Here is a 15,057-nt window from a genome sequence, read left to right on the forward strand (position 1 = left end):
AGACGAATTGTAAAATTAAGTGCAACACCTAAAAATTGTAACTAAAACAAAACAGCCCATAACAGCTTCGTGTAAAATGTAAGTAACCACACCAACACATACACGGAGGACTGTTATGAGCTACAAACATCTTACCACATTTGAAAGAGCACGTATAGAAACGCTTTATGATCAAGGAAAATCTATCCGTACTATCGCTGAAAAACTAGAACGTTCACCATCTACGATCTCAAGAGAATTAAAACGCAATTCACAAAGAGGTTTGTATCAATCTGAAAAGGCACAAGAGAACTATAACGAACGTAGATTAAATTGTGGGCGTATTGGTAAATGGTCTCTAGAGCTAGCCGAAGTCATTAATGAAAAGTTAGTGCTCACCTGGTCGCCAGAACAAATCGTAGGTCGCTTATTCCAAGGTTCCATCAGCTTTAAAACCATTTATCGCTGGATTTATCAAGGACTGTTAGTGGAACAAGACTTAAATGTTCTTCGCCACAAAGGAAAGCGTCAGAAACCCCAAGAAACAAGGGGGCGATTTAATGTTGGAACTTCCATTACGGAACGACCAAAAGCGGTTAGAAAGCGAGAAACTTTTGGACATTGGGAGCTTGATAGCGTTGTCTCAAGCCGTGGCAAAAGCAAAGGATGTTTCGCCACGTTTGTAGAACGAAAAACTAGATGGTACATAGCACTTAAAATGTCGAACCGATCTGCCACCTCTATGGAACAAGCCATACGAACTTTAAATGGACAATTGCCCTCTGGTGCATTTCAAACCGCCACAGTTGACAGAGGTAAAGAATTCGCATGTTATAGCGCGATAGAGCAAGATACAGACATTCAGGTGTATTTTGCGGATCCTTACTCTTCATGGCAACGTGGCAGCAACGAGAATGCGAATGGTCTATTAAGAGAGTTCTTCCCTAAGAAAACCGATTTGGCTAAAGTCTCAGACAAAGAACTCGAAAATGCACTATCACTAATCAACAATAGACCAAGAAAATGTTTGAATTGGAAAACTACACACGAAGCGTTTCAGGAAGAACTGTTGCGCTTAATTTGACAAACTGTCATAAAAAAAAGCGCTAAATCAATTATGATTTAACACTTTTTTATAGTTATATTAGTTTCCCACGAAAATAATTATTACGATCGCTTAATTACCACATGCCGATGTGGTTCTACCCCATCCGAATAGGTGGAAACTTCACTATTATTCTGTAAGACACTATGAATGACTTTTCGTTCAAAGGCAGGCATCGGCTCAAGTGCAACCTTTTTATCGATTCGCTTTGCCTTCTCTGCCATGCGAAATGCTAGTGCTTCTAATGTTTCCTTACGACGCCTACGGTAGCCTTCAGCATCTAACGTAACCGTATAATACTGATTACCTTCTTTATTTACTACAAGATGTACTAAATATTGTAGGGCGTTTAAGGTTTGTCCACGTTTTCCAATTAACACGGCAATATTTTCGCCAGTTAATTCAAAGGTTACGTGATTTCCCTCTACCGTTGTGGTAACGTCTGCTTCCACATTCATCTTACTAACAACATCGCGAATGAACTTTTCAGCTTCTTGGATTTTATTCTTGACCAACGAAACCTTCACAATAGCTCGTTTTGCGCCAAACACACCAAAAAGTCCTTTTTTACCTTCATCAATAATGGAAACTTCCACTTGGTCCCTAGAAGTATTTAACTGCTCTAAAGCTGACTGGACCGCTTCATCAACCGTCTGTCCGGTAGCAGTTATTTCTCTCACTTTTTGTCTCCCCCAGTATCCTTCATCATCGGTTTACGAATAAAAATTGTCTGTGCAATCATGAAGAGATTCCCAATTACCCAATATAGTGCTAATGCAGCTGGGAACATGAACGCAAATACAGTAATCATAATTGGCATCATGTAAAGCATTACTGTCATTTGCGGATTCGCTGAAGCTGGACTACCTGCCATCATAAGCTTTTGCTGTAGGAATGTTGTTATCCCTGCAATAAACGGTAGGATAAAGTCCTTTTCATCTAATGGGAACCATAAGAATGAATGCCCATCAATCGCATCTGTACGCATAATCGCATGATAAATTGCCAGTAGTATTGGCATTTGAATAAAGATCGGCAAACATCCAGCTAACGGGTTAACCCCATTCTTTTGGAATAATGCCATTGTTTCTTGTTGTAATTTTTGCTGGGTATTCGCATCTTTTGAGCTGTATTTCTTTTGTAGCTCTTTTAATTCTGGCTGAATGTCCTGCATTGCTTTGGAGCTCTTCAGCTGCTTCACATTTAACGGAAGTAATGCTGTACGAATAATTACAGTTACGAGAATAATCGCTAGACCATAATTTTCATTAAATAAATCAGCAAAATACATGAGTAACCATGATAATGGATAAACAAAATAGGAATTCCAAATTCCTTCACTCTCTTGTGTGATTGGTTGATCTATCTGATTACAACCAGATAATAACATGACCAATGCAACTAGCATAACTACTATTAATAACTTCTTACGCAACTTTTGCTCCTCCTAACTAGTCAAAACCAACAAACGATGTCCAAGTTCCATAGACAAACCCTTAGTTACTGCCTATTTTACAATAAAGCTGTATGAGTTTCTATCCTAAACTGATTGGATATTACTTTTTTAATAAGCCTTGTTTCGACAAGACATGCTGCAAGCTTTTTTTCATCTCCGAAAATTCCATATCCTTCGTTGGCTGTCTTGCAATAATAATTATGTCATAATCCGGCTCTATTTTAGCTTCAAGCTCATGAAAAGCTTGTCTTAAGCATCGTTTAATTCGGTTCCTTACGACAGCGTTACCAATTTTCTTCCCAACAGATAAACCAATTCGGAAATGCTCCTGTTCTGGTTTCTTCATATAATAAATAACTAACTGCCGATTCGCAAATGACTTTCCTTTTTTAAAGATCAATTGAAACTCTTTATTATCTTTTACTCGGAATGCTTTCTTCATATTCATCACCTTACATAAAAAAGCGTGTTTCCTTTATGTAAATAAAAAGCAATGGAACACTTATACCTACCATTTTGAACCACTGCTTTCAAGTTTATTCCATCTATTAAATTATCTCTAACGTACATGCAAATAAGTTTTGACCGGAAAAAAGACCACTGAAGCTTTCAGCGGCCTATGCAGACAATACTTTTCTTCCTTTTTGACGACGACGAGCTAAAACTTTACGACCGTTTTTAGTGCTCATGCGTGCGCGAAAACCATGTACTTTTTTACGTTTACGGTTATTTGGTTGAAACGTTCTTTTCATTTATGTTGCACCTCCCCGAGGGATTCTATTTATCAAAAACAATCTAACCCATTAGACAGTCTTTGTCATTATACTTAAAAAAACAACTATCGTCAACATTCTTTTAAAAAAACCTACCCTAGATCACATTAACGTAAAAAGTTGTTCTATAACAGCTTGTCCCATTCATAAACCTTATCCACATTACAAGATTTCACAGCAAACCTACTTATCCACACACCCTGTTCACAGATTTTCACCTCTCATTTTTTATCCACAACATTTATCGACAACTTAATCACAAAATATAGTAGTGTGCACAAAAATTGTCTACAACAGATGGATATTGTGGATAAGTGTCGAAAAACCATTGCAGAAAAGGCTATTTTTTGATATTATAGTTGTGTTTTAACATGTTAATAAGTATCTCGCTATTTATACTTATGCACAATTTGTGGATATCCTGTGGACATTTATTCACACACTTGTTTCTAACCTTATCCACAAATTCTTATAATCTGCGAATAACTCAATTAGATGCTTACAAAATAAACAAAAATTATCCACAATCAACACGTAACTATTCTTTATAGTTATTCAACAAAATAATAGATTACCTACCTCTATATCAATATGTGTAACCAACGCATTTTATGCACAAAACGATAATGAGAGGTTTTTTATTCTTCAACTAGGTTAATCTATTATCGTCCATTAGAAAGGGGGGAATACATTTGGAAAACATACACGACCTATGGAAAGCAACACTAGACAAAATCGAAGAAAAAATCAGCAAACCAAGCTTTGATACATGGCTAAAAAATACTAAAGCAGAATCCCTAGAAGGCAGCACCTTAACAATATCTGCACCAAATGAATTCGCTAGAGATTGGTTAGAAGAGCAATATACACAATTAATCTCCACTCTATTAGTTGAAATAACCGGCTCCAAGCTGGCTATTAAATTCATCATTCCTGAATTGATTGTAGAAGAAGATGATGTTCATCCAGAACCTAGACCAATTCCACAAATCCATGATGTTCACGATGGAAAGACCATGCTTAATCCGAAATACACCTTTGATACATTCGTAATCGGATCTGGTAACCGCTTTGCCCATGCAGCTTCATTGGCCGTTGCCGAAGCTCCAGCAAAAGCTTACAACCCGTTATTTATCTATGGTGGTGTTGGATTAGGTAAGACTCACCTTATGCATGCCATTGGCCACTACGTATTAGAGCATAATAAAAATGCAAAAGTCGTTTATTTATCATCAGAAAAATTTACGAATGAATTCATCAATGCCATTATGGACAATAAAACACTTAACTTCCGTAACAAATACCGAAATGTTGATGTGTTATTAATAGATGATATTCAGTTTATTGCGGGGAAAGAATCTACCCAAGAGGAATTCTTCCATACCTTTAATGCTTTACATGAAGCAAATAAACAAATCATTATTTCTAGTGATCGGCCACCAAAAGAAATTCCTACATTAGAGGATCGGTTACGTTCCCGTTTTGAGTGGGGCTTAATTACGGATATTACCCCTCCTGATTTAGAAACCAGGATAGCCATTTTAACGAAAAAGGCAAAAGCAGAGGGTTTAGATATACCAAATGAAGTGATGCTTTATATTGCGAATCAAATTGATACCAATATTCGAGAGCTAGAAGGTGCACTCATTCGAGTTGTTGCGTATTCTTCCTTAGTAAATCAGGATATTGACGCCGCACTTGCTGCAGATGCGCTCAAGGATATCATTCCAAATAGCAAGCCGCGCACAATCACGATCCCAGCTATTATTGATGTAGTCGGTGAAAAGTATAATGTTAAAAAAGAGGACTTTATTGCGAAAAAACGGACAAAATCAATTGCCTTTCCGCGTCAGATCGCAATGTATTTATCGCGCGAATTAACGGATTACTCGCTACCGAAGATTGGTGAGGAATTTGGTGGACGTGATCATACAACAGTCATTCATGCCCATGAAAAGATTTCTACGATGTTGGCAAATGACCCACTATTAACGAAAGAAATCGACGAAATTAAACATCAGTTATCCAATCTATAAGGATTCACTCCTGTTAATAACGGGGATAATAGCACCACACTTATGAACAACTTATGCACATGTGGATAACTATTATTTATCAAGGGTTTACTCAGTTATCCACATAATCACAGCCCTTATTACTATTATTACTATATTTTTTATAAAAAATAATAACTATATAGCACTTCCATTAGGAGGATTTTTTCATGAAATTTACGATTCAACGTGATCAATTAATCGATAGTGTCCAAGATGTAATGAAAGCTATTTCTTCAAGAACAGCTATTCCAATTCTTACTGGAATGAAAATTGAAGCAAGAGAACACGGAATTACTTTAACGGGTAGTGACTCCGATATTTCCATTGAGTCCTATATCCCAGCTGAGGAAAATGGCATTGTTAATGTAGAAGGAATTGAAGCTGGAAGTATTGTGTTACAAGCAAAATATTTCCCAGATATCGTTCGAAAATTACCAGAACAAACTGTTGAAATTACGTCAGATGAGAATCTAAACGTAACGATTCGTTCTGGAAAAGCAGAATTCAATTTAAATGGACAAGATGCTGAAGAATACCCACAATTACCGAAATTACAAACAGATGATAGCTTTGAAATTCCAACAGATATTTTAAAAAGCTTAATCAAACAGACCGTATTTGCCGTTTCTTCAATGGAAACTAGACCAATTCTAACGGGTGTTCATTTATCATTAACTGATAACAAATTAAAATTCACTGCAACAGACAGTCACCGACTTGCTTCACGAGAAGTTCCTGTCAGTGATACAACAATTCAATTTGAAAGTATTGTTGTACCTGGTAAGAGCTTAAATGAATTAAACAAAATTCTAGATGATACGGAAGAAACAGTTGAAATCAGTGTAACGAATAATCAAATTCTATTCCGCACGAGACACTTAAACTTCTTATCTAGAATTTTAGATGGAAATTATCCAGAAACATCTCGCTTAATTCCGGAACAAAGCAAAACAGTTTTCCATGTTAAAACCAAAGAATTAATCAGCAGTATTGATCGTGCTTCCCTTCTAGCGAGAGAGGAAAGAAACAATGTAGTCCGTCTATCAACGAAAGAAAATAACATTGTTGAAATTACAAGTAACTCCCCAGAAGTTGGTCATGTATCCGAAGAATTAACGGTACAATCCATCGAAGGAGAAGACTTAAAAATTTCATTTAGCTCAAAATACATGCTAGACGCTCTAAAAGTAATGGAAGTGGATGAAGTAAAAATAGACTTCACCGGAGCCATGCGCCCATTCATCATCCGCCCAGAAAATGACCACTCCATCCTACAACTAATTCTTCCAGTAAGAACATACTAAGAAGAATTAGTTGTAAGGAATATATGTTTTAAAAATGGTTGAAAATGGTTTGGACATGATAAGTTTTCAACTTAAAAAAGGATAAATGCTCTAACTTAGCGTAGGGAATATACGGAGACTCCTTGAAAAAGAAAAACACTTTTTCTGCGTGCGATGAATCGCTGCCGAAGCGTTCCTTGTCCTGCGGGAGGAAGGGCAACGGTGAGACCCCGGGGTGATGCGCCTGTGTCTTCTAGCATCGCTAAGAAGCAGGCTTCCTCGGCGCAAGGCAGCAAAGAAGGTTATTAAAGTAGTAGCCTGGCTCACCAGCTCCCTGCGGCGAGGTAGTTTCGAGCAGATGTCGCCCCTGTGCTGGAAGTAACCGCAAGTATATTCCCGGAGCGGGTATTAGCACAAACTAATAGAATTTTAAAAATGACTTTTACCATCCAAACAAATGTTAAAAGTCATTTTTTTATGCCGATAAAAAGCATTTATAAGCGCATAGAAAAGTTTAAAATGCATTTTAAGGGTCTCCCTTCCCTTAACACCAAAACTTTAGTAAAATGGATATAAGAGATAATTTAAACATAATAGGAATTGGTGATAAACATGCATACATCGATAGAGATTAACACCGAATATATCACCCTAGGCCAATTTATCAAGCTAACCAATATATTGGAATCTGGTGGTATGGTTAAAGGATATTTACAAGAACAAGGCGTGCTTGTGAATGGTGAAATGGAACACCGTCGAGGTAGAAAACTATACCCCAATGACGTTGTCGAAATTGAAGGTGCTGGATCTTTCCAAGTTGTACAAAAAGATTAGTTCCTAAATGAGGAATATACATGCATATTGAAGAACTACGATTACAACATTATCGCAACTACCCGAATCTTGAAATCAAATTTGATGATAAAGTCAATGTCATCATCGGTGAAAATGCTCAGGGAAAAACAAACCTGATGGAAGCCATCTATTTATTAGCCTTTACCAAATCCCATCGAACGTCCAAGGAAAAAGAATTAATCCGATGGGACCAAGAGTATGCTAAAATAGAAGGTAGGGTAAAAAAACGAAATCATTCCATCCCACTTGAAATTGTATTATCAAGTAAAGGGAAAAAGGCAAAGCTAAACCATTTGGAACAACGAAAATTAAGTGATTATATCGGTAATTTGAATGTGGTGATGTTTGCACCGGAAGATTTGACAATCGTCAAAGGCCCCCCGCAAATACGCAGACGATTTATCGATATGGAGCTCGGACAAATACAACCGCGCTATATCTACCATCTCGGACAATACCAAAAAGTATTAAAGCAACGAAATCATCTCTTAAAACAAATGCAAAAAAACCGATCGATGAACCGAGTCATGCTTGGTGTGTTAACAGAGCAATTAATTGAACATGCAAGCACGATCTTGGAGCGTCGCTTTGCTTTTTTGGAGCTATTACGAAAATGGGCAAAGCCAATACATTATGGAATTAGTCGTGAACTAGAGGAGCTTGAAATCGTCTATTCCCCAACGATTGAAGTATTAGAAAATGCTTCCAAGGAGAAAATAGAAAGTAATTATCAAGCGAAATTTAGGGAAATGGAAGACAAAGAAATCGAGCGTGGTACAACGCTTGTTGGTCCCCATCGGGATGACATTCTATTTTTGGTTAATGGGAAGGATGTTCAAACATTCGGCTCCCAAGGCCAGCAACGAACAACCGCATTATCGATCAAGCTTGCTGAAATTGATTTGATTTTTAATGAGGTCGGAGAATATCCAATTCTTCTCTTAGATGATGTGTTAAGTGAGCTGGATGATTATAGACAATCTCATCTGTTAAACACGATTCAAGGAAAAGTACAAACCTTTGTTTCAACGACTAGTGTCGATGGAATTCACCATGAAACACTAGAAAAGGCAGAGATATTCCGCGTTCAAAATGGCGCAATAGTAAACGAATAGCTTACCAGAGGTTATTAGCCTTTATCATATGCTGGGGGAATAGAATTGTTTATTCATATTGGCAATGGAAATGTACTTAGGTCATCCGATATTGTAACCATCATTGATTATAATATTATTTCATCCTCGACCATAATGGATGAAATGATGGCTAATAGTAAGAAAAAAATAGTCGGACCGACAGTGGATGCGAAATCAGTTGTAATTACCAATGAGCAAATCTACTTAAGTACATTGTCTGTTGTAACGTTAAAAAAACGGGCAAGCATGATCGCAACAATAAGTAAACTAGATGATTATTCAAATGAATTAGAACTTGAATAATTCTCATAGAAATGTAGGTGGAAAAATGGCAATGGAAGAACAAGTGAAAACAGAAGAGACATCGTATAATGCCGATCAAATCCAGGTGCTTGAAGGCTTAGAAGCAGTAAGAAAGCGTCCTGGTATGTATATTGGTTCAACAAGTGAGAAAGGTCTACATCACTTAGTATGGGAAATCGTCGATAACAGTATCGATGAAGCACTTGCCGGTTATTGTGATCATATCCAAGTGATAGTAGAAAAAGACAACAGTATAACCGTTAAGGATAATGGTCGTGGTATTCCAGTAGATATTCAGAAGAAAACAGGGAAACCCGCTGTTGAGGTTATTATGACCGTACTCCATGCCGGTGGTAAATTCGGCGGTGGCGGTTATAAAGTATCAGGTGGTCTACATGGTGTAGGTGCCTCTGTAGTAAACGCCCTTTCTACGAATCTGGAGGTTTCCGTTCATCGAGATGGTAAAATTCATCAAATGAAATTTGAACGAGGCAAACCAGTAGAAGAACTTAAGGTAATTGGCGAAACAGACTATACTGGGACAACAACCCATTTCAAGCCAGACCCAGAAATTTTCACAGAAACAACCACATACGATTTAGATACACTTGTGCAACGTGTACGTGAGCTTGCATTTTTAAATAAAGGAATTAGAATTTCCATTCAAGATAAGCGTACAGATGAAGAACCGATTTCATTCCACTATGAAGGCGGAATTAGTGAGTATGTGGAATACATTAACCGCAATAAAGAAGTATTGCATGAGCCATTCTATGCAGAAGGCGAAGACCAAGGCATCGTTGTTGAGGTCGCTGTTCAGTATAATGAAGGCTTCAACAGCAGTATTTTCTCATTTGCGAATAATATTCATACGTATGAAGGTGGAACACATGAATCAGGCTTTAAGACTGGTTTAACACGTGTCATTAATGATTATGCTCGTAAAAACGGCTTAATCAAAGAAAATGATGTGAATTTAACTGGTGATGATGTCCGTGAAGGGATTACGGCTATCATTTCTGTTAAACATCCAGATCCACAATTTGAAGGACAAACGAAAACTAAATTAGGTAATAGTGAAGTTCGTACAATTACCGATTCTGTATTTAGTGAACTATTCCATAAATTCCTACTAGAAAATCCTTCTATCGGTAAAATTATCGTGGATAAAGGATTAATGGCTTCTCGTGCTCGTGCAGCAGCGAAAAAAGCACGTGATTTAACGAGAAGAAAGAGTGCACTAGAAATTTCCAGTCTTCCAGGTAAACTAGCAGACTGTTCTTCCAAGGATGCGAAGATTAGTGAATTATATATCGTAGAGGGAGACTCTGCGGGTGGTTCTGCGAAGCAAGGTCGCGATCGACACTTCCAAGCAATTCTGCCATTACGAGGTAAAATTTTAAACGTAGAAAAAGCTCGTTTAGACCGTATTTTATCCAATAATGAAGTACGTTCGATGATTACGGCTCTTGGAACAGGTATTGCTGATGATTTCGATATTACCAAAGCCCGTTATCATAAAATTGTCATCATGACTGATGCCGATGTTGATGGTGCACATATTCGTACGTTACTATTAACATTTTTCTACCGTTTTATGCGTCCATTAATCGAGCATGGCTACGTGTATATCGCTCAGCCACCACTTTACAAAGTACAGCAAGGAAAAACCGTCCATTATGCGTACGATGATAAAGAAATGGAACGAATCCTAAGCGAATTGCCAAGCGCTCCAAAACCAGGTATCCAACGTTACAAAGGTCTAGGAGAAATGAACGCAGAACAATTATGGGAAACAACCATGGACCCAGAAAACCGTACCCTACTACAAGTAGAACTAACTGATGCAATCGACGCAGACCACGTATTCGATATGCTAATGGGCGACAAAGTAGAACCAAGAAGAAACTTCATCGAAGAAAACGCCCGTTATGTTAAGAACTTAGATATTTAAGTAATCAGCAACTACTAAATAATGAAATAGATAAACTATGCAACTTGATCAGGGTAGGATATGAATGCACTAAACTAGCGTAGGGAATATACGAAGACTTCTGCGGGAAGAAGGGCAACGGCGAGACCCCGGGGTGATGCGCCTACGTCTTCTAGCATCGTTAAGAAGCAGGCTTCCTCGGCGCAAGGCAGCAAAGAAGGTTATTCAAGTAGTAGCCTGGCTCACCAGCCCCCCGCGGCAAGGTAGACACTGCGAGGTAGTTTCGAGCAGATGTCGCCCCTGTGCTGGAAGTAACCGCAAGTATATTCCCGAAGCGGGTTAGAAGCACCCAAATTTTATACTTAGTTTTTATAAAATGTCCCACCCATAACGTGGACAGTTAAGTAGCAATCTGCAGCTTAACCATGCACGTTTACTAGGAGGTTTAATGAATGGCGGATCAGGAACGTCGAAGTGTACAAGAAATAAACATTAGCCAAGAAGTACGAACATCCTTTCTTGACTATGCAATGAGCGTAATCGTCTCAAGAGCACTACCAGATGTACGAGATGGCATGAAACCAGTACATCGAAGAATCCTATATGCAATGAACGACTTAGGAATGCATTCCGATAAAGCATACAAAAAATCAGCCCGTATCGTCGGCGAAGTAATCGGTAAGTATCACCCACACGGTGACTCAGCCGTATACGAAGCAATGGTACGTATGGCACAGGATTTCAGCTACCGTAACCCATTAGTTGACGGACACGGAAACTTTGGATCTGTCGATGGCGACTCAGCAGCAGCAATGCGTTATACCGAAGCAAGAATGTCCAAAATTTCTATGGAATTATTACGTGACATTAATAAAGATACGATTGATTACCAAGATAACTATGACGGATCAGAGCGTGAACCAGTTGTATTCCCTGCTCGTTTCCCGAATCTATTAGTCAATGGTGCATCTGGTATCGCGGTTGGGATGGCTACTAATATTCCACCACATAACCTAGGAGAAACCATCGATGCTGTTCTAGCGGTAAGTAAAGACCCAGAAATTACGGTTGATGAGATTATGGAACAGTATTTACCTGGTCCAGATTTTCCTACTGCCGGATTAATTTTAGGTAGAAGCGGAATCCGTAGAGCCTATGAAACCGGTAAAGGCTCGATTACCGTTCGGGCAAAAGTAGAAATTGAAGAGCAAGCCAATGGTAAATCAACGATCCTCGTAACCGAATTACCATATCAGGTAAATAAAGCGAGATTGATTGAAAAAATCGCTGAGCTAGTTCGTGATAAGCGTATTGAAGGAATCACTGATTTACGTGATGAATCCGACCGTAATGGAATGCGTATCGTGATGGAATTACGTCGCGATGTCAATGCGAATGTATTATTAAATAATCTTTATAAATTTACGGCATTACAAACGACATTTGGTATTAATACATTGGCACTTGTTGATGGTGTTCCAAAAGTATTAAGCATTAAAGAATGTCTATCGCATTACTTAGATCACCAAAAGGTCATCATTAAACGTCGTACTGCATTTGAATTAAATAAAGCAGAGGCGAGAGCACATATTTTAGAAGGTTTACGTATTGCATTGGATCATTTGGATGAGGTTATTGCCTTAATCCGTAATTCCAAAACAGCAGATATTGCACGTGAAGGCCTAATGGAACGCTTTAAGCTGACCGAAAAACAAGCGCAAGCAATCCTAGACATGCGTTTGCAGCGTTTAACAGGCTTAGAACGTGAAAAAATCGAAAATGAATATAATGAATTACAAAAATTAATCGAGGAATTAAAAGCGATTCTTGCTGATGAAGAAAAGGTATTAGAAATCATTCGCGAAGAATTAACCGAGATTAAAGAAAAATACGGTGACAAACGTCGTACCGAAATTACAGCTGGTGGCGCAGACTTCTTTGAGGATGAAGACTTAATTCCTGAAGAAAACATTGTTATTACGCTGACACATCAAGGCTATATTAAACGACTTCCTTCTTCAACGTACAAAACCCAAAAACGTGGAGGACGTGGAATTCAAGGAATGGGTACAAATGAAGATGATTTCGTTGAGCATCTTGTATCAACGTCAACCCATGATACGATTCTATTCTTCACGAATAAAGGGAAAGCATATAAGGTGAAGGGATATGAAATTCCAGAATATAGTCGTACCGCTAAAGGAATTCCGATTATTAACCTATTACAAATTGAAAAAGGCGAATGGGTCAATGCGGTAATTTCAGTAAATGAGTTTAGTGATGATTGGTATTTCTTCTTCACGACCAGACAAGGAATATCCAAACGTACCCAATTATCGCAGTTTGCTAATATCCGTAAAGGTGGCTTAATTGCTCTTGGGTTACGTGATGATGATGAGTTAATATCTGTCCGCTTAACAGATGGAACAAAAGATATTATGATCGCAACGAAAAATGGTTCCTTAATTCGCTTCCCAGAAGACCAAGTTCGTTCAATGGGTAGAACAGCAGCAGGGGTTCGCGGGATTTCCTTACGTGATGACGATGAAGTCGTTTCGATGGAAATACTTGAAGCGGGATTACAAATTCTCCATGTTACTAATAAAGGTATCGGAAAACGTACACCAGAAGACCAATACCGAATCACCAATCGTGGTGGTAAAGGTATTTTCACAGCAAAAATTACCGAGGATACTGGCCATGTCGTGTCCGTACAAGCTGTTACTGGAGAAGAAGATTTAATGCTAATCACAGCTGCAGGTGTCTTAATCCGTATTCCAGTGGAAGGCATCTCGCAAACCGGTAGAAACACACAAGGTGTTCGATTAATTCGCTTGCAGGAAAATGAAGAAGTAGCAACTGTGGCGAAAATTGATCGAGAAGATGATGAGGACGAATTAGAGTCTACTGAAGAAAATGCAGAAGCAGCAGTAGAAGCAACAACAGATGAAGTAAGTGAAACCAATAATACAGAAGATATAGAGTAAGCTATTTTATCAGGTGACTCCGAAAAGAATACGTATGTTTCTTTCTAAGAGTCACCTATTTTTACGAATGGGAGGGGTAGAAATGCGTGTTTCATCTTCACAATTAGTCCCTGGTTGTGTCCTTTTACGCGATGTAAAAGGAAAAACAAACCGACCAATTATCCCAGAGAAAACCGTGCTAACGGATAACCACATTCTGTTCTTAAAAAAATTCTTAATTGATCAGGTGGAAGTATCCGAGCGTCTTGCAGCAGGCACGATTTTCAAGCCATTACCTATTCGACCAGAGGAAGAGCAACCAGAAAAGAAAACCTCAGAAGTAGAATTAGCTACACTATCCTTTAAAGAGCATTATTTATATGTAGTAGCAAGCTATAAAAAGTTATTTGAATCCTGGAGAAACAATCAGCCAATCCGTAACTTAGCTGTACGAAATCTTCTCTTGCCATTACTTGATCGAATGGATGATATCGGTTCTTCGGTGTATACACTTCATCAATATGCGAATAAAAAGGACTATTTCTACCATCATGGTGTATCGGTTGCAATTTTAAGTGCGTATTTAGGGAAGAAAATGGGCTATCAACAAGGTGAATGGTACCAAATTGGTTTAGCTGGTTTACTAAGTGATGCTGGCATGGCCAAGCTTGGCGATTTCATCTTAAAAAAAGAAGGTGCCTTAACCGAGGCAGAAAAAATAGAAATACGGAAGCATCCAACCCACTCCTATCGCATGGTGGAGCATATCTCACATATTCCATATACGGTAAAGCTAGCGGTTCTACAGCATCATGAACGAATTGATGGAAGCGGCTATCCACTTGGGTTATCCCATGAAAAGATTCATAGCTTTGCAAGAATCATTGCGGTAAGTGATATGTATCATGCGATGACAAGTGAACGGCTGTACCGTAAAAAGCAGTCGCCATTCCGGGTTATCGAAGAACTACAAAAGGAGCAGTTTAGTAAATTAGATCCAAGAGTAGTCCAGGTCTTTGTTGATGCAGTAACTAATTTTTCCATCGGGACAAAGGTAATCCTATCGACCAATCAAATTGGTGAGATTGTCTTTATTGAACAAAACCATCCAACTAGACCGATAGTCCGATTGGAAAGCGGTGAAATTATCACCTTAAGCAATAATCACCAATTATATATAAAAGAAATCGTGTCTATGTAACGTAATAGTC

Annotated in this window: 13 protein-coding genes; 9 read left to right on the top strand and 4 right to left on the bottom strand. The window is 38.4% G+C overall.

Annotated elements, in window-relative coordinates:
• Window positions 1-115 precede the first annotated feature (115 nt).
• The gene (locus tag JF53_RS10620; RefSeq protein WP_047982132.1) at window positions 116-1,063 is read left to right on the top strand and encodes an IS30 family transposase; all 948 of its coding nucleotides are present in this window, start codon (window positions 116-118) and stop codon (window positions 1,061-1,063) included.
• A gap of 83 nt (window positions 1,064-1,146) precedes the next feature.
• Here the strand turns inward: JF53_RS10620 and jag are convergent, their stop codons facing one another.
• The 4 genes from jag to rpmH form a co-directional block, all read right to left on the bottom strand.
• Complete coding sequence (jag, locus tag JF53_RS10625; RefSeq protein WP_047981897.1) at window positions 1,147-1,764, bottom strand: RNA-binding cell elongation regulator Jag/EloR; 618 nt, start codon at window positions 1,762-1,764, stop codon at window positions 1,147-1,149.
• Window positions 1,761-2,519, bottom strand: a complete 759-nt coding sequence (spoIIIJ, locus tag JF53_RS10630) for a YidC family membrane integrase SpoIIIJ (protein WP_047981898.1) — start codon at window positions 2,517-2,519, stop codon at window positions 1,761-1,763. The genes jag and spoIIIJ overlap by 4 nt, the downstream gene beginning before the upstream one ends.
• A gap of 121 nt (window positions 2,520-2,640) precedes the next feature.
• On the bottom strand, window positions 2,641-2,982 hold the full coding sequence (gene rnpA / locus JF53_RS10635) for a ribonuclease P protein component (RefSeq protein ID WP_047981899.1): 342 nt from the start codon (window positions 2,980-2,982) through the stop codon (window positions 2,641-2,643).
• A gap of 175 nt (window positions 2,983-3,157) precedes the next feature.
• Window positions 3,158-3,292 carry a 50S ribosomal protein L34 gene (gene rpmH, locus JF53_RS10640; RefSeq protein WP_035724279.1) on the bottom strand — a complete coding sequence of 45 codons (135 nt, stop codon included), beginning with the start codon at window positions 3,290-3,292 and terminating at the stop codon, window positions 3,158-3,160.
• 713 nt (window positions 3,293-4,005) lie between these two features.
• On the opposite strand from rpmH, the gene dnaA reads away from it, so the two are divergent.
• From dnaA to JF53_RS10680, 8 genes are all read left to right on the top strand, one after another.
• Window positions 4,006-5,349, top strand: a complete 1,344-nt coding sequence (gene dnaA, locus JF53_RS10645; RefSeq protein ID WP_047981900.1) for a chromosomal replication initiator protein DnaA — start codon at window positions 4,006-4,008, stop codon at window positions 5,347-5,349.
• 188 nt (window positions 5,350-5,537) lie between these two features.
• Window positions 5,538-6,674, top strand: coding sequence for a DNA polymerase III subunit beta (gene dnaN, locus JF53_RS10650; RefSeq protein ID WP_047981901.1), 1,137 nt, complete (start codon window positions 5,538-5,540; stop codon window positions 6,672-6,674).
• Window positions 6,675-7,265: 591 nt separating this feature from the next.
• A complete protein-coding gene (gene yaaA / locus JF53_RS10655; protein ID WP_047981902.1) occupies window positions 7,266-7,487 on the top strand; it encodes a S4 domain-containing protein YaaA in 222 nt (73 codons plus the stop codon).
• Window positions 7,488-7,507: 20 nt separating this feature from the next.
• The gene (gene recF / locus JF53_RS10660) at window positions 7,508-8,623 is read left to right on the top strand and encodes a DNA replication/repair protein RecF (protein WP_047981903.1); all 1,116 of its coding nucleotides are present in this window, start codon (window positions 7,508-7,510) and stop codon (window positions 8,621-8,623) included.
• A gap of 45 nt (window positions 8,624-8,668) precedes the next feature.
• Window positions 8,669-8,947 (top strand): extracellular matrix regulator RemB, encoded by a 279-nt coding sequence (gene remB, locus JF53_RS10665; RefSeq protein WP_047981904.1) that lies wholly within the window; start codon window positions 8,669-8,671, stop codon window positions 8,945-8,947.
• Window positions 8,948-8,972: 25 nt separating this feature from the next.
• Complete coding sequence (gene gyrB / locus JF53_RS10670) at window positions 8,973-10,901, top strand: DNA topoisomerase (ATP-hydrolyzing) subunit B (protein WP_047981905.1); 1,929 nt, start codon at window positions 8,973-8,975, stop codon at window positions 10,899-10,901.
• Between the two features lie 431 nt (window positions 10,902-11,332).
• Complete coding sequence (gene gyrA / locus JF53_RS10675) at window positions 11,333-13,867, top strand: DNA gyrase subunit A (protein WP_047981906.1); 2,535 nt, start codon at window positions 11,333-11,335, stop codon at window positions 13,865-13,867.
• A gap of 82 nt (window positions 13,868-13,949) precedes the next feature.
• Complete coding sequence (locus JF53_RS10680; RefSeq protein ID WP_047981907.1) at window positions 13,950-15,047, top strand: HD-GYP domain-containing protein; 1,098 nt, start codon at window positions 13,950-13,952, stop codon at window positions 15,045-15,047.
• The last annotated feature ends 10 nt before the right edge of the window (window positions 15,048-15,057 follow it).

Source organism: Ornithinibacillus contaminans, from assembly GCF_001038425.2.
GTDB classification, from domain to species: domain Bacteria; phylum Bacillota; class Bacilli; order Bacillales; family Amphibacillaceae; genus Ornithinibacillus; species Ornithinibacillus contaminans.